General features: G+C 60.6%; 18 protein-coding genes. 8 read left to right on the top strand and 10 right to left on the bottom strand.

Annotation, left to right across the window (positions count from 1 at the left end; all coding sequences use genetic code 11):
• Positions 1 to 125: 125 nt before the first annotated feature.
• From ATY78_RS27620 to rpmG, 3 genes are all read left to right on the top strand, one after another.
• Positions 126 to 578: a DUF983 domain-containing protein gene (locus ATY78_RS27620; protein ID WP_088685466.1), complete on the top strand. Its 453-nt coding sequence runs from the start codon at positions 126 to 128 to the stop codon at positions 576 to 578.
• A 249-nt stretch (positions 579 to 827) separates the two neighbouring features.
• A complete protein-coding gene (locus ATY78_RS27615) occupies positions 828 to 2012 on the top strand; it encodes an MFS transporter (protein WP_088685465.1) in 1185 nt (394 codons plus the stop codon).
• 92 nt (positions 2013 to 2104) lie between these two features.
• Positions 2105 to 2272 (top strand): 50S ribosomal protein L33, encoded by a 168-nt coding sequence (rpmG, locus tag ATY78_RS27610; RefSeq protein ID WP_003587245.1) that lies wholly within the window; start codon positions 2105 to 2107, stop codon positions 2270 to 2272.
• A 747-nt stretch (positions 2273 to 3019) separates the two neighbouring features.
• Here the strand turns inward: rpmG and ATY78_RS27605 are convergent.
• Positions 3020 to 4393 (bottom strand): PleD family two-component system response regulator, encoded by a 1374-nt coding sequence (locus ATY78_RS27605; protein ID WP_088685464.1) that lies wholly within the window; start codon positions 4391 to 4393, stop codon positions 3020 to 3022.
• A gap of 18 nt (positions 4394 to 4411) precedes the next feature.
• Positions 4412 to 4783 (bottom strand): response regulator, encoded by a 372-nt coding sequence (locus tag ATY78_RS27600; protein WP_003547430.1) that lies wholly within the window; start codon positions 4781 to 4783, stop codon positions 4412 to 4414.
• 133 nt (positions 4784 to 4916) lie between these two features.
• Between ATY78_RS27600 and ATY78_RS27595 the strand changes: the two genes are divergently transcribed.
• On the top strand, positions 4917 to 5225 hold the full coding sequence (locus ATY78_RS27595; RefSeq protein WP_088685463.1) for a DUF3572 domain-containing protein: 309 nt from the start codon (positions 4917 to 4919) through the stop codon (positions 5223 to 5225).
• A 2-nt stretch (positions 5226 to 5227) separates the two neighbouring features.
• The gene (locus tag ATY78_RS27590; protein WP_088685462.1) at positions 5228 to 5905 is read left to right on the top strand and encodes a hypothetical protein; all 678 of its coding nucleotides are present in this window, start codon (positions 5228 to 5230) and stop codon (positions 5903 to 5905) included.
• Here the strand turns inward: ATY78_RS27590 and ATY78_RS27585 are convergent.
• The gene (locus ATY78_RS27585) at positions 5880 to 6467 is read right to left on the bottom strand and encodes a GNAT family N-acetyltransferase (protein WP_088685461.1); all 588 of its coding nucleotides are present in this window, start codon (positions 6465 to 6467) and stop codon (positions 5880 to 5882) included. The genes ATY78_RS27590 and ATY78_RS27585 overlap by 26 nt on opposite strands.
• A 75-nt stretch (positions 6468 to 6542) precedes the next feature.
• On the opposite strand from ATY78_RS27585, the gene ATY78_RS27580 reads away from it, so the two are divergent.
• Positions 6543 to 7832 carry a DNA polymerase IV gene (locus ATY78_RS27580; protein WP_088685528.1) on the top strand — a complete coding sequence of 430 codons (1290 nt, stop codon included), beginning with the start codon at positions 6543 to 6545 and terminating at the stop codon, positions 7830 to 7832.
• A gap of 92 nt (positions 7833 to 7924) precedes the next feature.
• Positions 7925 to 9169, top strand: coding sequence for a L,D-transpeptidase family protein (locus tag ATY78_RS27575; protein WP_088685460.1), 1245 nt, complete (start codon positions 7925 to 7927; stop codon positions 9167 to 9169).
• Here the strand turns inward: ATY78_RS27575 and dnaE are convergent, their stop codons facing one another.
• Positions 9170 to 12667, bottom strand: coding sequence for a DNA polymerase III subunit alpha (dnaE, locus tag ATY78_RS27570; protein ID WP_088685459.1), 3498 nt, complete (start codon positions 12665 to 12667; stop codon positions 9170 to 9172).
• Positions 12668 to 13181: 514 nt separating this feature from the next.
• Here dnaE and ATY78_RS27565 point away from each other — a divergent pair.
• Complete coding sequence (locus ATY78_RS27565; RefSeq protein ID WP_088685458.1) at positions 13182 to 13646, top strand: DUF5680 domain-containing protein; 465 nt, start codon at positions 13182 to 13184, stop codon at positions 13644 to 13646.
• Between the two features lie 15 nt (positions 13647 to 13661).
• On the opposite strand, the gene ATY78_RS27560 is transcribed toward ATY78_RS27565, so the two are convergent.
• The 6 genes from ATY78_RS27560 to ATY78_RS27530 all read right to left on the bottom strand — a co-directional run bounded on the left by ATY78_RS27560 (position 13662) and on the right by ATY78_RS27530 (position 20145).
• The gene (locus ATY78_RS27560) at positions 13662 to 14345 is read right to left on the bottom strand and encodes an ABC transporter ATP-binding protein (RefSeq protein WP_088685457.1); all 684 of its coding nucleotides are present in this window, start codon (positions 14343 to 14345) and stop codon (positions 13662 to 13664) included.
• 14 nt (positions 14346 to 14359) lie between these two features.
• Positions 14360 to 15664 carry a lipoprotein-releasing ABC transporter permease subunit gene (locus ATY78_RS27555; RefSeq protein WP_088685456.1) on the bottom strand — a complete coding sequence of 435 codons (1305 nt, stop codon included), beginning with the start codon at positions 15662 to 15664 and terminating at the stop codon, positions 14360 to 14362.
• Positions 15665 to 15679: 15 nt separating this feature from the next.
• Complete coding sequence (proS, locus tag ATY78_RS27550) at positions 15680 to 17002, bottom strand: proline--tRNA ligase (RefSeq protein ID WP_088685455.1); 1323 nt, start codon at positions 17000 to 17002, stop codon at positions 15680 to 15682.
• 588 nt (positions 17003 to 17590) lie between these two features.
• Positions 17591 to 17866 (bottom strand): DUF1467 family protein, encoded by a 276-nt coding sequence (locus ATY78_RS27540; protein ID WP_088685527.1) that lies wholly within the window; start codon positions 17864 to 17866, stop codon positions 17591 to 17593.
• Positions 17867 to 18067: 201 nt separating this feature from the next.
• Positions 18068 to 18472: a methylmalonyl-CoA epimerase gene (gene mce, locus ATY78_RS27535; protein ID WP_088685454.1), complete on the bottom strand. Its 405-nt coding sequence runs from the start codon at positions 18470 to 18472 to the stop codon at positions 18068 to 18070.
• Positions 18473 to 18474: 2 nt separating this feature from the next.
• Positions 18475 to 20145 carry a ribonuclease J gene (locus ATY78_RS27530; protein WP_088685453.1) on the bottom strand — a complete coding sequence of 557 codons (1671 nt, stop codon included), beginning with the start codon at positions 20143 to 20145 and terminating at the stop codon, positions 18475 to 18477.
• Positions 20146 to 20159 lie beyond the last annotated feature (14 nt).

Genomic DNA, 20159 nt, shown 5'->3' with positions numbered 1-20159 from the left:
CAAAACAAAGAACTAAAGCGCGAGGAGCGAATCTGAAAGATCGCGACGCGCTTTAGGCCGTTGTGCCGAAGCAGCAATAGTCCGCGTCCGGAACTCCATGCTTTTGGCCTGAAAGGAAAGATGCGATGAGCACACCGACCGACCCGGTCGTCCGCTACGGAGATGCGCCGGAAGTCGAGCGTCCGCTCGGGCGTTCCGTCATGCGCGGGCTGATGAACCGCTGCCCGGCCTGCGGCAGCGGCAAACTCTTTCGCGCCTTTCTGAAGCCCGTCGACCATTGCGCCGCCTGCGGCGAGGCGATGCATCACCACCGCTCGGACGACCTGCCGCCCTATATCGTCATCCTCGTCCTCGGCCACGTCGTAGTCGGCGGCTATATGCTGACCGACATGACTTTCATACTGCCGGTATGGGTCCATCTTGCCATCTGGGCGCCGATCACCGTCATCACTGCGCTTGCCTCGATCCAGCCGATCAAGGGCGGCGTCATCGGTCTGCAATGGGCGCTGCGCATGCACGGCTTCGGCGGAGAGAGCGACAGTCCCGATGATTACGACCTTCCCCGCCGGCCGGATTGAGCGCCTTCACCTTCCAGACATATTTAGCGTGTAGTGCCAGCCCTCCACCGACCACCACCGACACGCGGGAGTCAACGATCCTCACCGACTTGACATGGTAAGCTTTTCTTGTCTGAACAGGCTTTACATTCCGCAGATCACATCGGAAATACTGCGAAACGCTGCTCGTCACCTGGATTTGGCACGTCTGTGCCTTTCTATGTGCGGTGAGAGGTCGATTCGCTCGCGTAGCTTTCTAAGGATGGATAAATGTCTCAGCCGAGAAACGGCACACCAGGCGATCTCGAAGAAATCCATTGGCCTTCTCTGGTGGCAGCCATCTCGTCCATTTCAGCCGTCGGCATAGCAATCGGCCTCGGACTCCCGCTTCTCAGCATCATCCTCGAAAAACGCGGCATCTCGTCCACACTGATTGGGCTCAACACGGCGATGGCCGGGATCGCGGCGATGGCAGCGGCCCCCGTTACGACCAAGCTCGCCCATAAATACGGCGTTGCCCCGACGATGCTCTGGGCCGTGCTGATCTCGGCGCTGAGCGCGCTCGGTTTCTACTACGCCCAGGATTTCTGGATGTGGTTTCCGCTGCGTTTCGCCTTCCATGGCGCGACGACGACACTGTTCATCCTTTCCGAATTCTGGATCAACGCCGCCTCGCCGCCTTCCAAACGCGGCTTCGTGCTCGGCATCTACGCGACGGTGCTTTCCCTCGGCTTTGCAGCCGGGCCGCTGCTCTTTTCGCTGCTCGGCAGCGATGGCATCTTTCCCTTCCTGATCGGCGCCGGCGCCATCCTGCTTGCCGCCATTCCGATCTTCATCGCCCGCGACGAAAGCCCGATACTCGAGGAAAAGCCGGAGCTGCATTTCATGCGCTACGTTTTCCTGGTGCCGACGGCAACGGCGGCCGTCTTCATCTTCGGCGCGGTCGAAGCGGGCGGGCTGTCGCTTTTCCCGGTCTTTGCCGTGCGCGCCCATTTCACCGAATCGCAGGCAGCCCTGCTGCTCACCATGATGGGCGTCGGCAACGTCATCTTCCAGATCCCGCTCGGCCTCCTCTCAGACCGCATCGGCGACAAGCGGCCGCTTCTGGCCGGCATGGCGCTGATGGGTTTCATCGGCTCGATGATGTTGCCGGTACTGATCGACAACTGGCTGCTGATGGCCGGGCTCCTGCTCTTCTGGGGCGGCTGTGTCTCCGGCCTCTATACGGTCGGCCTCAGCCATCTCGGCTCGCGGCTGACGGGCTCCGATCTTGCGGCGGCCAATGCCGCATTCGTCTTCTGTTATGCGATGGGAACCGTGGCCGGGCCGCAAGCGATCGGCGCGGCGATCGATGTCGCAGGAAATAACGGTTTTGCCTGGGCAATCGCCGCCTTCTTCGGCTTCTACGCGCTACTTTCCGGCATCAGATTGATGTTCATTCGAAAACGGACTTGACTTTTCGGGCGGGATTCGTAGTTTCGCGCCAGAATTTGCCGTGGAGCCCATCCGGCTTCCACGGCTTTCATTTTCTTAAAGGCAGGACGACCATGGCCAAGGCTACAACAATCAAGATCAAGCTGCTGTCGACAGCCGACACCGGTTTCTTCTACGTCACGACGAAGAACAGCCGTACGATGACGGACAAGATGACGAAGACGAAGTACGACCCGATTGCTAAGAAGCACGTCGAGTTCAAGGAAACCAAGATCAAGTAATCGCTTGATATCTGGGATTTCGAAAAAGCGCGCGCCCACGGGTTGCGCGTTTTTTATTGCCGGAATCGGCCCTCTTTGAGAGATGACAGCGCAAACAGAAAAACGCCGCCCTTCCATCTTCGGGAAGTGACGGCGTTTTCTTGAAAGGGGGTCGGCCAGCATGCAAAACGGCACGAGGAACCGTTATAGCTTGCCTACTAGCCGACCGACCCCACGACCCAGGAGATGCGGCGGACCTGAGCATCATGGGGTATCGACAACTCCTCTACGGGAGCGCTTCTCTTATGAGCCGATAATTTGCGCAAAAATGAAAGAAAATCAACAAATTCTTAATGGTAAAAAATCTGAGTCTGATTCTATGGTTAAAAGTCCAGTTTTGGAACATACAAAGAATCGCCGGCTCTGCTTGATTTCAGAGCGTAACATCCGGGCACCCGAAGAAATTCGATAATATAACCTAATAACTTACGCCTCCCCTCCCCTTACGTGAGGTGACGCCTCGGCGCTCTATTTAGCCTTGTTGGCACCCACTACTTTTTATAGTTTCCAATTCATCACGCGCCACGGCCTGGCTATCTCAAGACTATCCCGCGCCAGCACATCACAGCAACGCGGCTTGTCCATTTTTGGGCTATTAAGTTGCAAAATTTTCGCCTGGCCTTTGCCGGGCCGGGATTAAAAATCGGTAACAATCTGCTTACCGCAGTGGATAACCTGCGAAGGACGCTGCGGACGGCAAATGATTCGTCAAGCGGCTGCGGCGACGACGCGGTTGCGGCCCGTGTTCTTGGCCTCGTAAAGGGCCAGATCCGCCTGCTTCATCAACTGGTCGGGGGTCAATACGGCAGCGATACGGGAAGAAATACCGAAGGAAGCGGTGACGTTCAGCGCCTGACCGGAGTGTTTCAGCAGGAAGGGAGCGCTTTCGACCGCCGCACGCAGGCGCTCGGCGACGGCGGCCGCAATTTCCGGCGAGGTGTCGGGCATCACGACGACGAATTCTTCCCCACCATAGCGGCAGGCGAGATCGGCGCCACGGATGGTCGAGCGAACGCGGTTTGCGAATTCCCGCAGCACTTCGTCACCGCCATCATGGCCGTAGGTGTCGTTCACCTGCTTGAAGCGGTCGATATCGGTGATCAGCACCGAAAGCGGCCGGCCCCGTGCCATCGAACGGTTGAAGAGCACGTTCAGATGATTGTCGAGATAGCGCCTGTTGTAGAGACCGGTCAGCGGATCGGTCACGGCAAGCTCGATCGTCTGCTTGACGCTGTTGCGCAGACGGTCGTTGTAGCGCTTGCGGCGGATCTGCGTCAGGCTGCGGGCAACCAGCTCATTGGGATCGACCGGGCGGATGATGTAGTCGTTGACGCCGAGATCGAGCGCGCGGACGACCATCTCGTCGGCGCCCTGCTCGGTGATGATCAGGATCGGCAGGAAGCGCGTGCGCTCCAACGAACGCAGCTGCGAGCAGAGGCGGAGCGGATCGTAATCGTCGAAGTTGGCGTTGACGATGACGAGATCGAACGCATTTTCGGCCGCTTCGAAGAGGGCTGCCTGCGGATCGGAAAGAGCAAGTACATCCGCCACGGGCTTCAGCGCCTTGACGATGCGCTCCTGCGAATTGGCGCGGCCGTCGACGAGGAGCACCTGACCGGCCTCGTCGGCACGGCCCTCGCCTGCCCGCATCAGGTCGTCCATTCCTATCGTCTGGGCGGTATCGGCGCGGATGCGCAGCTCGTCGCTCAAGGTTTTCAGCCGAAGCAGGCTCTTCACCCGCGAGATTAGCTGCAGGTCGTTGACCGGCTTGGTCAGGAAATCGTCGGCGCCGGCCTTCAGTCCGCGCACACGATCGGCCGGCTGGTCGAGCGCGGTGACCATGACGACGGGAATATGCGCGGTCCTCTGGCTGGCCTTCAGCCGTTCGCAGACTTCGAAACCGTCGATGCCGGGCATCATGATGTCGAGCAGGATCAGGTCGACCTGGTTGCGCTCGCAGATCGCCAGCGCCTCGTAGCCATCGGCTGCCGTCATCACGTCGAAATATTCCGCAAGCAGCCGCGCTTCGAGCAGCTTCACGTTGGCCGGAATATCGTCAACCACCAGTATTCGCGCAGTCATAACGGTCTTTCCGATGCGTCAGGCATCGCCCAGATAGGTCTTGATCGTCTCGATGAATTTCGGAACCGAGATCGGCTTGGAAACATAGGCCTCGCAGCCACCCTGGCGGATCCGCTCCTCGTCGCCCTTCATCGCGAAAGCCGTGACGGCGATCACGGGAATCACATGCAGCTCGTCGTCTTCCTTCAGCCATTTGGTGACTTCGAGGCCTGAGACCTCGGGAAGCTGGATATCCATGAGGATGAGGTCGGGGCGATGTTTGCGCGCCAGATCGAGCGCCTCCATGCCGTTTCTCGTCTGAATCGTGGTATAACCGGACGCCTCGATCAGGTCGCGAAAGAGCTTCATGTTGAGCTCGTTATCTTCTACAATCATTACCTGTTTGGGCATGACAAGCTGTCCCTACGTCCGTTCGCGCAGTCGTTCGTCCCATGAGAAATGCACATGCGGACGAATAGCTCCGTGAAACCGATAGCGCACGCTAGCGGTATTTGGTTGAAGAAAAGGTAACTTACCCCTCGAAATGCAAAGCAACTTCAAGACTTCGAAACAACAGGCCGCCGACCCGCACGAGACGGCGATCGCCGTGCTCGGCTGGCTTGCCGACGATCCCGACATGTTCGGCCGCTTCCTCGCGCTCACCGGTGTGTCGCCCGCCCAGGTGCGCAGCGCCGTCAACGACCCTGCGTTTCTCGCCGGCTTGATGGATTTCCTGATGGGCCACGAACCGACGGCGATGGCTTTCTGCACGGCGAGCGGCATCAGCCCCGAGGTGGTAACCGCCGCCTGGCGGCATTTTTCCTCGCCCGGTCTCGATTCCGGAGAATACTGACCGTGACTGGCGTAACGGAACTCGACATCTCGCACATCCGCCTCGGCGAACGGCCGCTGATCGTCTGCGACGTCGACGATGTCGTGCTGCAGTTCATCGGCCCCTTCCAGCTTTTCCTTCAAAGCCAGGGTCTTGAGTTCCTGCCGCGCTCGTTCCGGCTTCACGGCAACATCGTCTCGAAGGCAGATGGGGTGGAGGTCGAGGAGCAACAGGTCAGCCGGCTGATCGACGCATTTTTCGAAGCGCAGGAGCACTGGCAGACCCCGCTCGACCGCGTCGTCGAGACGCTCGGCCAGCTTTCGGAAGTGGCCGATATCCTTTTTCTGACGGCGATGCAGCCGCGGTTCCAGGATCAACGCCGCCGTCTGCTTGACAGGACGGGTCTTCTCTTTCCGCTGCTTGCCAGCGAACAGCCCAAAGGGCCGATCGTTCACGCATTGCATGCCAGCCGCTCCCTTCCTGTCGTCTTCATCGATGATATGGCGCGCAATCTGCATTCCGTCAGGGATCACGTCGCCGATTGCCTGCTCATTCACCTGATGCCGGACTCGCCTGTCCATCGTTTCGCGCCGGCAGCGGCCGAGGACATCACCCGGGCCACCGACTGGGCTGATGTGGCCGAACTCATCGAGGCACATTTCCTTTCCGGCACGGTCAATCGCGCAGCTCCAGCCGCATGAGCGGACGGCCATCCTTTCGCCTTGCCACCGTCTCGAAGCCGGCGGCATCGAAAATCGCCGTCGAGCCGATGCAGAGCGTCACGGATTTCGACTGTTTCACATGATCGATCGGACAGGCTTCGAGAAGCCGCGCGCCGTGGCGCCGGGCATGATCGATCGCGCCGGCGAGCAGGCGGTGGCTTAATCCCCTGCCGCGCAGTTTCGGCAGTAGGAAGAAGCAACTGACGGCCCAGACGGATGGATCATGCGCATCGCCCTCCTCCAGCGGCCGCGAGACCGTGCGCGGCGAATTGAACTGCGGTACGTCGGAACGCGGCCCCACCTGCACCCAGGCGGCCGGCGCACCATCGGCGTAACAGAGAACTCCCGGCGGCGGACCCGACTCGATCCGTTCCCGCATATGCGTCTTACGCTCCTCGGCCGACATTTCCGTCCTCACCGCATGCGGCAGGCGCAGCGCGACGCACCAGCAATTGCAGAATGCGCCCTGCGGGCCGAAGAGGATTTCGAAATCATCCCAACGTTCCCGCGTCACCGGCTCAAAACGAAGTTCGTTATCCAAAGGCAAAGCTCAGCCCTCTCTTGTGACTCGGAAGCTTAAGGCGTAGTGTCGCCGCGTTCAACCTTTGTTCTCACCATGACGCCCGCGCCCGACAAGACACCCGGCTTCTGTCGCGACTGCCTTGCCGAGCAGAAGGGCGAGACGCGCCGCTGTATTTCCTGCGGCAGCCCCCGCCTCGTGCGACATCGCGAACTCTACGCGTTGACGCTCGCACATATCGATTGCGATGCCTTCTACGCAGCCATCGAAAAACGCGACAATCCGGAGCTTGCCGACAAGCCGGTCATCATCGGCGGCGGCAAACGCGGCGTCGTCTCCACCGCCTGCTATATCGCCCGTATCCATGGCGTGCGTTCGGCCATGCCGATGTTCAAGGCGCTGGAGGCATGCCCTGCGGCGGTCGTCATCCGCCCGGACATGGAGAAATATGTCCGGGTCGGGCGCCAGGTGCGAGCGCTGATGCAGGATCTGACGCCGCTGGTGCAGCCGCTGTCGATCGACGAAGCCTTTCTGGAGCTTGGCGGCACGGAGAGGCTGCATCACGATCCACCGGCGCGCACGCTCGCCAAATTCGCGCGCCGCATCGAAAAGGAAATCGGCATTACCGTTTCGGTCGGGCTTTCCTACTGCAAATTTCTCGCCAAGGTCGCTTCGGACCTGCAGAAACCACGCGGCTTTTCCGTCATCGGCCGCGAGGAAGCGGTGGAATTCCTGGCGCCGCGTCCCGTCACCACGATCTGGGGCGTCGGCAAGGCCTTTGCGGCGACGCTGGAGGCGGACGGCATCCGCACGATCGGCCAGTTGCAGCAGATGGAGGAGAACGACCTGATGCGCCGCTATGGCAGCATCGGCCAGCGGCTCGCCCGGCTGTCGCGCGGCATCGACGACCGTGAGGTGCATCTCAACGATGCGGCAAAGAGCGTTTCGGCCGAGACGACCTTCTTCGACGACATCTCGCGCCATGACGACCTGGTCCCGATCCTGCGCAACCTTTCCGAAAAGGTCTCCTGGCGACTGAAGAAAAGCGATATCGCCGGCCAGACCGTGGTTCTCAAGCTGAAGAGCGCCGACTTCAAGTTACGCACCCGCAATCGCAAGCTCGAAGATCCGACCCAGCTTGCCGACAGGATCTTCCGCATCGGGCTTGAGCTTCTCGAAAAGGAAACGGACGGCACGAAATTCCGGCTGCTCGGCATCGGCGTTACCGATCTCGGCGACGCCGCCCGCGCAGATCCCCCCGATCTCATCGACCGGCAATCGGGCCGGCGGGCGGCTGCCGAAGCGGCGATGGACAAGCTGCGGGACAAGTTCGGCAAGAACACGGTCGAGACCGGCTATACCTTCGGCAGCAAGCGCGATCACTAAACCGTGAGGCGAGCTCACGCTCCCGGCTTTAAAATCTTCCTTAAACTTCGTCCCATAATGTGCCGGACCAGTATTGCGTATGGTTGGGTATCATGTTCTCGCGTCTCGTCTTCGGCCTCGGCTTGCTGTCGGCCACCGCACTCGTGCACCCTGCTCTTGCCGCGGATGTGCGCACGCTGCAGATCTTCGTCTCGAAGAACAAGCAGTCGCTCGCGGTCTATGATGGCACCGAGGTCGTCGCGACCTCGAAGGTCTCGACCGGCAAGGACGGCCACACGACGCCGAGCGGCATCTTTTCAGTGCTCGAAAAGCAGAAATACCACGAATCCAATCTCTATTCGAACGCGCCGATGCCTTTCATGCAGCGGCTGACATGGTCCGGCATTGCGCTGCACGAATCCAATTCGGTGCCGCGCTATCCGGCATCGCATGGCTGCGTGCGCATGCCCGGCGCCTTCGCCAAGATGCTCTACGGAATGACCGAGGCCGGCATCCCCGTCATCATCAGCGATGGCGAATTGGCGCCGCAGCCGATCGACCATCCCAATCTTTTCCGTCCGGACGCGCCGGCGGCAATGCCGCTGCTTTCGGATGTCGAACTGCGGCCCTCCATACCGCACAGCCGCGAGGCACCGGTACAGGTGGCGATGAACGACACGGCTGCAATGCCGATGCCGGTCGCAGCCCCGGAAGCCGAGCCGCCGTCCGAGCCGATCAGCATGCTCATCACACGCCGGACGCTGCGCGAGACGGTGATCGACATCCAGGCCCTTCTCAACCAGCTCGGCTTTTCCGCCGGCGACCCGGACGGGCTGCTCGGCCCGACGACCGTGGAGGCGATCAGGGCTTTCAAGACGCTGCGGCCAGCGGAATTTGCCCGCGACAGGAGCCTGATCTCCGATACACTGCTCAAATCGGTCTATGCGGCGGCCGGCAAGGGTGAACCGCCAAACGGCGTCATCATGGTGCGGCGGGCCTTCAAGCCGATCTTCGAAGCGCCGGTGACGATCGCCGATCCGGGCCTGGCGCTCGGCACGCATTTCCTGACGCTGCATGCGATCGATGAAACGGCCGGCACGGCCGACTGGCTCGGCGTGACGCTTGCGAACAATCTCTCCCGCGAGACGATGAAGCGGCTCGGCATCACCAATCAGGAAAGCTCGATCCTCGCGGGCAAACCGATTGCCCGGTCACTCAGCCGCATTGTGATTCCGGAGGAGACCCGCCGCAAGATCGATGCGTTGATCGCCCCCGGCTCGACCCTGACGATCTCCGATACCGGCGTCGGCCCGGAGACCGGGGAAGGCACGGATTTCATCACGATCACCCGTGGGTAATCAGACGAGCTCGACGTCGATGACGCCTGGGGCGGCGCGAAGAGCGGCGGCGATCTCAGGCGTGATGCGGTATTTCTCCGGCAGCGCCACTTCCACCTCGCGTTTGCCCTCTTCCTTGATGACGATGAAGGAAACGAGGCCGTCGCCCTTGGCGTTGAGATGGCCGGCCACCATTTTCAGCGGCCCGGAATCTCTGACATAGACGCGCAACGCCTTCTGCATCTGCAGTGACTTTTCCTCCAGCGACTGGATCGTCTGGATGCGCAAACCGATACCCTCCGGCCGCTCCTCCCCGGTCGCGGTCAGCAGGAAGGATTTTCCGGACTCGAGCACGTCGCGATACTGGTTCAGCATCTCCGAAAACAGCACCGCCTCGAACTGGCCCGAGGAATCGGAAAAGACGATGATGCCCATCTTGTTGCCGGTGCGGGTCTTGCGCTCCTGCTTCGAGATGACGGTGCCGGCAAGGCGCGCATTGGCGGCGCCCTGTTTGATCGCCTGAGAAAACTCGGCAAAGGTCTGCACGCGCATCTTCTGCAGGATGTTGCTGTAGGAATCGAGCGGGTGGGCGGTGAGATAGAAGCCCAGAACCTGGAATTCCTTGAGCAGCCGCTCCGAAGCCAGCCAGGGCGAATAGGGCGGCAAGGAGATCTTCTCCGGGCCCGAGTTGAGTGCGCTGCCAAAAATGTCCGACTGGCCGCTCAGCTTGTTTTCCTGGGCGCGCTGGGCATAACCGAGAATGCGGTCGAGGCCGGCGGCCAACTGGGCGCGGTCGGTGCCGAAACAATCGAAGGCGCCGGCATAGATCAGGCTTTCGAGCACGCGGCGGTTCACCTGGCGCGGATCGATGCGCAGGCAGAAATCCTCGATGCTGGCAAAAGGCTTGTCGCCGCGCACCTCGACGATGTGGTCGACGGCGGATTCGCCGACGCCTTTGAGGGCGGCCAGCGCGTAATAGATGCGATTGTCGCCGGTCTCGAAATGACGGAAGGAGGTCTGCACCGAGGGCGCGATCACCTCGATGCCGAGACGCTTGGCGTCCTGACGGAAATCATTGACCTTTTCCGTGTTGGACATATCGAGCGTCATCGAGGCGGCGAGGAATTCGACCGGATAATGCGCCTTCATGTAGGCCGTCTGGTAGGAGACGATCGCGTAAGCGGCGGCGTGCGACTTGTTGAAGCCGTAGTTTGCGAACTTCGCCAAAAGTTCGAAGATGTTGTCGGCCTGCGGCTTCGATACGCCATTCTTGACGGCGCCGACGACGAAGCGTTCGCGCTGCTGGTCCATCTCCGCCTTGATCTTCTTACCCATGGCGCGGCGCAGAAGATCGGCTTCGCCAAGCGAGTAGCCCGACAGGACCTGGGCGATCTGCATCACCTGTTCCTGGTAGACGATGACGCCCTGCGTTTCCTTGAGCAGATGGTCGATCATCGGATGGATCGATTCCAGCTCCTCATCGCCGTGCTTGCGGGCATTGTAGGTCGGGATATTCTCCATCGGGCCGGGACGGTAAAGCGCCACCAGCGCGATGATGTCCTCGATGCAGTCCGGCTTCATGCCGATCAGCGCCTTGCGCATGCCGGCACTTTCCACCTGGAACACACCGACTGTCTCGCCGCGTGACAGCATCTCGTAGGTCAGTTTGTCGTCGAGAGGAATGGCGGCGAGATCGACATTGATGCCGCGCTTGGCAACGAAATCGACGGCGACCTTCAATACCGTCAGCGTCTTCAGGCCGAGGAAGTCGAATTTGACGAGGCCGGCCTGCTCCACCCACTTCATGTTGAACTGGGTGACAGGCATGTCGGAGCGCGGATCGCGATACATCGGCACCAGCTTGGAAAGCGGCCGGTCGCCGATGACGATGCCGGCGGCATGCGTCGAGGCGTGGCGATAAAGCCCCTCGATCTTCTGGGCGATATCGAGCAGGCGCGCGACCACCGGCTCTTTCGCCGCCTCCTCCTGCAGCTTCGGCTCCTCCTCGATCGCCTTGGAGAGCGGCGTCGGATTGGCCGGATTGTTCGGCACGAGTTTGCAGATCTTGTCGACCTGGCCGTAGGGCATTTCCAGCACGCGGCCGACATCGCGAAGGGCGGCGCGCGCCTGCAGCGAACCGAAGGTGATGATCTGCGCCACCTGCTCACGGCCATACTTGGCCTGAACGTAGCGGATCACCTCTTCGCGGCGATCCTGGCAGAAGTCGATATCGAAGTCCGGCATCGAGACGCGTTCCGGATTGAGGAAGCGTTCGAAGAGCAGCGAGAAACGCAACGGATCGACGTCGGTGATCGTCAGCGCATAAGCGACCAGCGAGCCCGCGCCGGACCCACGGCCCGGACCGACCGGAATATCATGCTGCTTGGCCCATTTGATGAAGTCGGAAACGATCAGGAAGTAGCCGGGAAAGCGCATACGCTCGATGACGCTGAGCTCGAATTCCAGCCGCTCGCGATAATCCTTTTCTTCGTAGCCCGGCGACATGCCGAGCGTGGCAAGCCGCATATCGAGCCCCTCGACCGCCTGGCGGCGCAATTCGCCGGCCTCGGCGCGCTCGGCCTCCTCGGCATCGTCGGTGGCACCGGTGAAGCGCGGCAGGATCGGCTTTCGCGTCTTCAGCACGAAGGAGCAGCGCCTGGCGATCTCGATCGTATTCTCCAGCGCTTCCGGCAGGTCGGCAAAAAGCTTGGCCATCTCGGCGCGGCTTTTCAGATAATGATCCGGGGTCAAGCGAAAGCGGCTGTCATCGGAAACGATGGCGTTGTGCGCAACCGCCATCAGCGCATCATGGGCGTCGTAGTCGTCGCGCGCAGGGAAGAAGGCCTCGTTGGTCGCAACCAGCGGCAGGTCATGGGCATAGGCCAGCCCAACGATTTTTTGTTCGTGCCGCTTGTCGTAGGTGCCGTGCCGCTGCAGCTCGACATAGAGCCTGTCGCCGAAGAGGCGTTTCAGCGCGAGCAACCGGACTTCCGCCTGGGCGGGATGGCCGTCCTTGAGCGCCGCATCGACCGGCCCGGTCAGGGCGCCGGTCAGAGCGATCAGCCCTTCGGTCCCTGCCTCCTCCAGCCAAGAGGCCCTGATATGGATGGCCTGATTGCCCTCGCCGCCGAGATAGGCGCGGCTGACGAGATCGACGAGGCGTTCGTAACCGGCGTCCGTAGCGGCGAGAAGAACGATCGACGGCAGCTTGATCAGCGCCTGCTGGCCGCCGCGCTTTTCCGTTTCCAGCCCGTCTTCCATGTCAATCGAGACCTGGCAGCCGATGATCGGCTGCAGGCCCTCGTCCATCGCCTTCTGAGAGAATTCCAGCGCGATGAACAGATTGTTGGTATCGGTGATGGCGATCGCCGGCTGGCTATCGCCGGTCGCCTTGTAAAGGATCTTCTTCAGAGGCAGCGCGCCCTCGAGAAGCGAATAGGCGGAGTGGACCCTTAGGTGGATGAAGCCCGGCGTGCCGCCGGTCGCCTCACCCGTTGAACCCTTTGCCGTCTCCGCCATGATATGCCTTCCCAATCACCCGAATGAATCGGACGCATTGTCGGCATTGAGGGCGATGATGTCCAGAAGAAGTCCCGCGTCCGAACCGCATGACTGCCATGCGATCCCCTGAAAACTTTAGATCGCGATGACGATAAGCGAGAAGCTGGCAACGAACATTGCGATGGAGGTGAATGCTGCGATATCACGGATCATGTCAGTCATTTGGCTCTCCTTTACTCGTTATGTTTTTAATTTGTTCCATATATGTTCGCATGTCAACAGGAATCTTTTCCTCCGTACTTGCGTTTGAAAAATGCCCGTCGCGTGCTGCGAATCGCGCGCGGCCTCGATGCCGGCGTTGAATATACCCGGCAACCGGCTTGGCATTCCCAACCCGAGACGGATCGGCGCGGATCATCCAATGTCGGACGCGTTTGCCCAAAGGAACAAAGCGCCGCTCGCCATTTTGTTCTTCTTATGTTCTCACTGTCCTGCTATATCAATTCAGATGAGTCAGGGGAGGATGATGATAATGCTCGATACCGCGATGCTGAACGGCTTCATTGTCGAGGCCAAGGCCGCGACCTATGTCGGGGGTGGTGTGCCTCGCCTGCCCTGCCGGCCGGGTGCTCACGATATCGGCTATTTCAGCGGCGACTGGCGCTATCTCGACAGTTATTTCGGCGGCACGGATTTCGCCGGACAGGAGGTGGTGTGGTTTGCCGATGAACCCGTCTGGGCGATGAATTATTTCGGCTGCGTCATCGCGCCCGATCTCATCGACGGCAGTGCGGCCGGAACGGTGATCAAGGCGGCGCTCTCGGCAATGTATCGGGAAGGCCGGTTTCTTGGCGGAATGGAATTCGATCATCCGCTCGGCCGTTATATCGACCGCAGCGAAGGCGGCTGCGACCGGTTCAACGGCCATGAATGCATCATGGTCGGCGGCCGCAAGGCCTATGCGCTCGACTATCGCGGCGGGCTGGTCATCCCCTGATCGCTGGCCGATGCGCTAGAAGTCGACGATCTTGCCGTCCGAAATCGTCACGCGCCGGTCCATGCGACGGGCGAGTTCGTGATTGTGGGTGGCGATGAGGGCGGCGAGGCCGGATTGGCGCACCAGCGCCTCCAGCGCGTCGAAGACGTAAGCTGCCGTTTCCGGGTCGAGATTGCCGGTCGGCTCGTCGGCCAGAAGCAAGCTCGGCGCATTGGCGACGGCCCGGGCGATCGCGACGCGCTGCTGTTCGCCGCCGGAAAGTTCGCCGGGGCGATGGGCGCCACGATGGCCGATGCGCATGTAATCGAGAAGCTGGCCGGCCCGCTCGCCGGCTTCCTTCCAGGACAGCCCGGCGATCAGCTGCGGCATCATGATGTTTTCGAGCGCCGAAAATTCCGGCAGGAGATGGTGGAACTGGTAGACGAAGCCGATCTCGCTGCGGCGGATCGCGGTACGCTTCTCGTCGGAAAGGCCGTCGCAGGCGTGGCCATTGATGGTGACTTCACCGCCGTCGGGATGTTCGAGCAGACCCGCGACATGCAGCAGCGTCGATTTGCCGGTGCCGGAGGGAGCAACGAGCGCGACCATCTCGCCTTTCGACAGCGAGAAATCCGCGCCTTTCAGAATGGCGAGCAGCGTATCGCCCTGCCCGTAATGGCGCTCGACGCCGGTAAGCTTGAGAACGACGTTGCGTTTCATGAAGGCGGCATTCCTTATTCGTAGCGCAGGGCCTGCACCGGATCGAGCCTGGAGGCGCGCCAGGCCGGGAAGATGGTCGCGATGAAGGAGAGGCTGAGCGCCATGACGACCACCGAGATCGTTTCGCTGATATCCATCTCGGCCGGCAGCTGGCTGAGGAAATAGACCTGCGGATTGAAGATTACGGTGCCGGAGATCCAGGAAAAGAACTGGCGGATGGATTCGATGTTGACGCAGACGAGAACGCCGAGCAGCACGCCCGCAAGCGTGCCGACGATGCCGATCGCCGCCCCGGTCATGAAGAAGATGCGCATGATCGCGCCGGCGCTGGCGCCCATGGTGCGCAGGATGGCGATATCGCTGCCCTTGTCCTTCACCAGCATGATGAGGCCGGAAATGATGTTCAGCGCCGCGACAAGCACGATCAGCGTCAGGATCATGAACATGACGTTGCGTTCGACCTGGAGCGCCGAGAAGAAAGTCTGGTTGCGCTGGCGCCAATCGGTAATGGCGATCTGGCGGCCGGCCGCTTCTTCCACCTTGGGCCTCAGATTGTCGATATCGTCGGGGTTGTCGACGAAGAGCTCGATCGACTGCACCAGCCCTTCGGCATTGAAGTAAAGCTGCGCCTCCTCGAGCGGCATGAAGATGATCGAGGAATCATATTCCGACATGCCGATCTCGAAGAGGCCGGAGATCTTGTAGGACTTAACGCGCGGGCTGACGCCCATCGGCGTAATGTCACCATCCGGCGACGTCAGCGTAATCAGGTCACCGACGCGCAGACCGAGCTGATCGGCCATGCGGGTGCCGATCAACACGCCTTCACCGGAGGCATAGCCCACCATGTCGCCCGATTTGATGTTTTCGGAAATCGTCTTGAGCTTGGTCAGATCGTCGGCGCGGGCTCCGCGCACCAGCGCGCCGGTGCTGCCGCCGGCCTGGGCGGAGGCGAGCACCTGGCCTTCCACCAAAGGCAGCGCCATCTTGACGCCGGGCACGGCGGCGAACCTGCCGGCAAGGTCGGCATAGTCGGTGAAAGGCCCGTCGACCGGCTGCACGATCATATGACCGTTGATGCCGAGGATGCGCGAGACGAGCTCGGTGCGGAAGCCATTCATGACGGCCATGACGATGATGAGCGTCGCCACGCCGAGCATGATGCCGACGAAGGAGAAGCCGGCGATCACCGATATGAAGGCCTCCTTGCGGCGGGCGCGCAGATAGCGCCACGCCACGAGGCGTTCGAAGGTGGAAAATGGCTTGCCAGCCGGACCCAAGCCGGATTTGGAACTCCGGTCCACTGCTGCCTCTGCCATTTCGCCTCCGTTTCCTTAAGCCACGAACCTGTTGATCGCCGCTTCGATGGTCATCGTTTCGCGCGCGCCGGTCTTGCGGTCCTTCACCTCGACTTCACCGTTTGCGACCGCACGCGGGCCGGCGATGATCTGGAAAGGCACCCCGATCAGGTCGGCGGTCGCGAATTTCGTGCCGGCCCGGTCGTCGGTATCGTCATAGAGCACGTCCTTGCCGGCCTTGCTCAGCGCGGCATAGATCAGCTCGCAGGTATCGTCGCAGGCCTGATCGCCCGCCTTCATGTTGATCACGACGACATCGAAGGGCGCGACCGATGCCGGCCAGATGATTCCGTTGTCATCATGCGATGCTTCGATGATGGCGGGAACAAGGCGTGTGGGGCCGATGCCGTAAGAACCCATGTGAACGAAGTGTTCCTTGCCGTCAGGCCCCTGCACTTTCGCGCCCATCGGCTCGGAATATTTCGTGCCGAAATAGAAGATGTGGCCGACTTCGATGCCGCGTGCCGAAAGACGCTCGCCTTCGGGAACGGCGTTGAAGGCCGCCTCGTCGTGCATTTCCGAGGTCGCCGCATAAAGCGAGGTCCACTTGTCGAAGATCGCCTTCAGGCCTTCGACGCTGTCGAAATCGGTGTTTTCGCCGGGGATATCGAAACCGACGAAGTCCTTGTGGCAGAAGACTTCGGATTCGCCGGTATCGGCGAGGATGATGAATTCATGGCTCAGATTGCCGCCGATCGGGCCGGTATCGGCGCGCATTGGAATGGCGCGCAGGCCAAGCCGATCGAAGGTTCTGAGGTATGCGGCGAACATCTTGTTGTAGGAATGCTCCGCCCCTTCGCGGGTCAGATCGAAGGAATAGGCGTCCTTCATCATGAATTCGCGCGAGCGCATGGTGCCGAAGCGCGGCCGGATCTCGTCACGGAACTTCAGCTGGATGTGATAGAGATTGAGCGGCAGGTCCTTATAGGACTTGACGGAGGAGCGGAAAATATCCGTCACCATCTCCTCGTTGGTGGGGCCGTAGAGCATCGGCCGGTCCTGGCGGTCCTTGATGCGCAGCATTTCCTTGCCGTAAGCATCATAGCGGCCGCTTTCCTGCCAGAGCTCGGCCGACTGCAGGGTCGGCATGGAAAGCTCGATGGCGCCGGCGCGGTTCTGCTCGTCGCGGATAATATTGTTGACCTTGTCGAGAACCTTCTTACCCAACGGCAGCCAGGAATAGATGCCCTGCGACTGCTGGCGGATCATGCCGGCGCGCAGCATGAGCCGATGGGAGACGATTTCTGCCTCCTTGGGGTTTTCCTTGAGAATGGGCATGAAGAAGCGGGACAGACGCATGGCGGATTCCGGACCAGTTGAGATCCCGCGGAGAAGCGGAATCGAAGACAATTGTTAATGTCGGGAGCGTTCATAGCCGCTTCGCGGCAGGAAGGAAACCCGCAACGGACGCTGGCAGCCTCCCCGAGGCGCATGTTCGCACCCGCAAAATGGAAGGACGTGAAAAAGCGCGTATTTATAAGGGTTTGAACGAAAATCTTGTCAACAGAAAAATTTTGCTAGAGTGTAGCAAAAATGCAAAAAAAGGTAATGACAAAGCCCAATGTTTGAGCTAGCTTTAGCTCACAAAACAGGCAAGGAGGTTAATTCTTGCCATTTCGCGGTCAAGTCTTGGGAGGATCAGATCTTAGGCGCGCTCGTCGCAGCCCCGGCAACGGTTACAGATCACGCGATACTTAAAACAAGGCTTTTAGCCTTGTTTTTTTTTGGTTTTCCGCCTTCCACAGCTCCAAAAATCCGGCCATCCCTCATAGGGGATATGGCCTCATTCTGTTACGGAAGCTCTTTGCCGTAACAATATGACACTGGTATGACGGTATACCGTCTCTCGAATTTACATCTGCTCAAACTTTGAGCAAAAGCTACTTCTTAGTAGAAGCTCGGCCCCAATTGTGGAAGGGCATCGAAGCCCCAGCCGAAATAGGTGTCGGAGACATACCAGGCGCCGTAGATCATTGCAGAAATCAGCGTCGTCAGGGAAAAGACGAAGCCGGCGCGAAATCGGGTGGGCGCGCTCGGAACGGTGCCAAGCACCACGTCATTATCCTCGGCCTGGGTGCGCAGGCCGATCGGCAGGACGGCGAAAAGCGTCATCCACCAGATGATGAAATAGACGGCAAATCCCTGGAGAAAAATCTGGAGCATCATCATTCCCGTTAAGCCGCATCGGCGGCGAAGCATTCCGTTCTCACGTGGCGGAAATGCTCCATCTCTTCTTTCAGCCGGTCCTTGGAAAACGCAGCGCGGTTTCGACGGATTGTCTGGAGCGCCCTTATACGGCGAAACGGCGACCAACTCAAAGAGAACGACACCTTTGGCCGTCTTTAGGTCACTCTGCCGCAGCGCTCAGACCTGTTCGAGTTCGATCAGCGTGCCGAAGAAATCCTTGGGGTGCAAAAAAAGGACCGGCTTGCCGTGCGCGCCGGTCTTCGGCTTGATATCGCCGAGCACCCTTGCGCCGGCTTCGATCAGCCGATCACGGGCGAGAAGAATATCCTCCACCTCGTAGCAGATGTGGTGCATGCCGCCCGACGGGTTCTTTTCGAGAAAGGCCGCGATCGGCGAGTTCTGCCCAAGCGGCTGCAGCAATTCGACCTTGGTGTTCGGCAGTTCGACGAAGACGACGGTAACGCCGTGCTCCGGCAAGGCCTGCGGCTGTGATACCGCAGCCCCCAGCGTATCGCGATAGCTGGCCGCCGCTGCGGCGAGATCGGGAACGGCGATGGCGATATGGTTCACCCGGCCGAGCATGATCAGACCTTGGTGACGAAGGCGGTGACGAGAGGCTTCTTGCCCCAGGCATGGTTCGCGGCGGCGCGAACGGCGCGGCGCACGGCTTCCTGCAGCATGTCGATATCCTTGCGGCGGGCACGCGGAATGCTCTCGATGGCGCCGATCGCCGCGTCGTAGAGCGTATCTTCCATCTCCTCGCCCTCGTCGTCATAGACCGGCAAGCCGATCGAAACGAGATCGGGATCGCCGATGATGTCGTAGCGGGCGTCGAGCACGATGTTGACCGCGACATGGCCGACATAGGAGAGCTTCTTGCGCTCGCCGATGCCCATCTCGTCGAAATCGCCGATCAGCATGCCGTCCTTGTAGATGCGGCCATGCGGCGCCTCGCCGATCACCTCCACAGGCCCGGGCGCCAACCGCAGAATATCGCCGTTGCGCACGCGCGGCACGATCGCAATGCCGGATTGTTCGGCAAGTTCCTTATGCGCCGTCAGATGCGTCGCCTCACCATGCACGGGAACCACGATCTTCGGCCGTGTCCACTCGTACATCCTCTGCAATTCGTTACGGCGCGGATGGCCGGAAACATGGACCAGCGCCTCGGTATCGGTGATGATGTGCACGCCCTGCTCGACAAGGCCGTTCTTGATGTCCTGGATCGCCTTCTCATTGCCGGGAATGGCGCGCGAGGAGAAGACGACGATATCGCCTGCCGCAAATGCCACATTGCGCATCTCGTCACGGGAAAGCTTCGCAAGCGCCGCCCGCGCCTCGCCCTGGCTGCCGGTCAGGATGACGACCACCTTGTCGCGCGGGATATAGCCGTATTCCTCCTCGGAGATGAAGGGCTTCACGCCTTCCATCAAGCCGATATCCTGCGCGACGTCGACGACGCGCTTCAGCGAGCTGCCGAGCAACAGCACTTCGCGGCCGGCTGCCTCGGCAGCCTCGGCGACAGTGCGGATGCGCCCGACATTCGACGAGAAGGTGGTGATCGCCACCCGGCCCTCGGCATCCTCGATGATCTTGCGCAGGCTTTCCGAAACATCCTTCTCCGAGGGCGAAACACCGTCACGCAGCGCATTGGTGGAATCGCACATCAAGGCCAGCACTCCCTCGTCGCCAAGCTGGCGGAAGCGCGTCTCATCGGTCAGCGGCCCGAGCGAAGGCTCGTGGTCGATCTTCCAGTCGCCGGTATGGATGACATTGCCGGCCGGCGTGCGGATCATCAGCGACATCGGCTCGGGGATCGAATGGTTGACGGCCACACCTTCGATGCTGAAGGGGCCGACATTGATCGTATCGCCTGCCTTGAACGGCGTCACCGGCACTTCGCCGATCGTAGCCTTCTCAAAATTGCGCTTGGCTTCGAGCAGGCCCGAGGTAAAGGCCGAGGCAAAGACCGGTACATTGAGGCCGGGCCAGAGATCGGCAAGCGCCCCGTAATGGTCTTCGTGCGCATGGGTGATGATGATCGCCTTGAGGTTCTTGCGCTCGCTGGCGAGGAAGCGGATATCGGGCAGCACGAGGTCGACGCCCGGCAGGTCAGGTCCGGGAAAAGTGACGCCGCAATCGACCATGATCCACTGGCGATGCTCGGGCGGGCCGTAGCCATAAAGAGCGAGATTCATGCCGATCTCGCCAACGCCGCCTAAAGGCAGGAACACCAGTTCATCCTGTTTCGCCATAATTTTCGTTTTTC

This window comes from Rhizobium sp. R635 (assembly GCF_002211285.1).
Classification (GTDB): Bacteria; Pseudomonadota; Alphaproteobacteria; order Rhizobiales; family Rhizobiaceae; genus Rhizobium.
The sequence above is the reverse complement of the archived record's forward strand: the minus strand, read 5'-3'. Positions and strand labels throughout refer to the sequence as shown.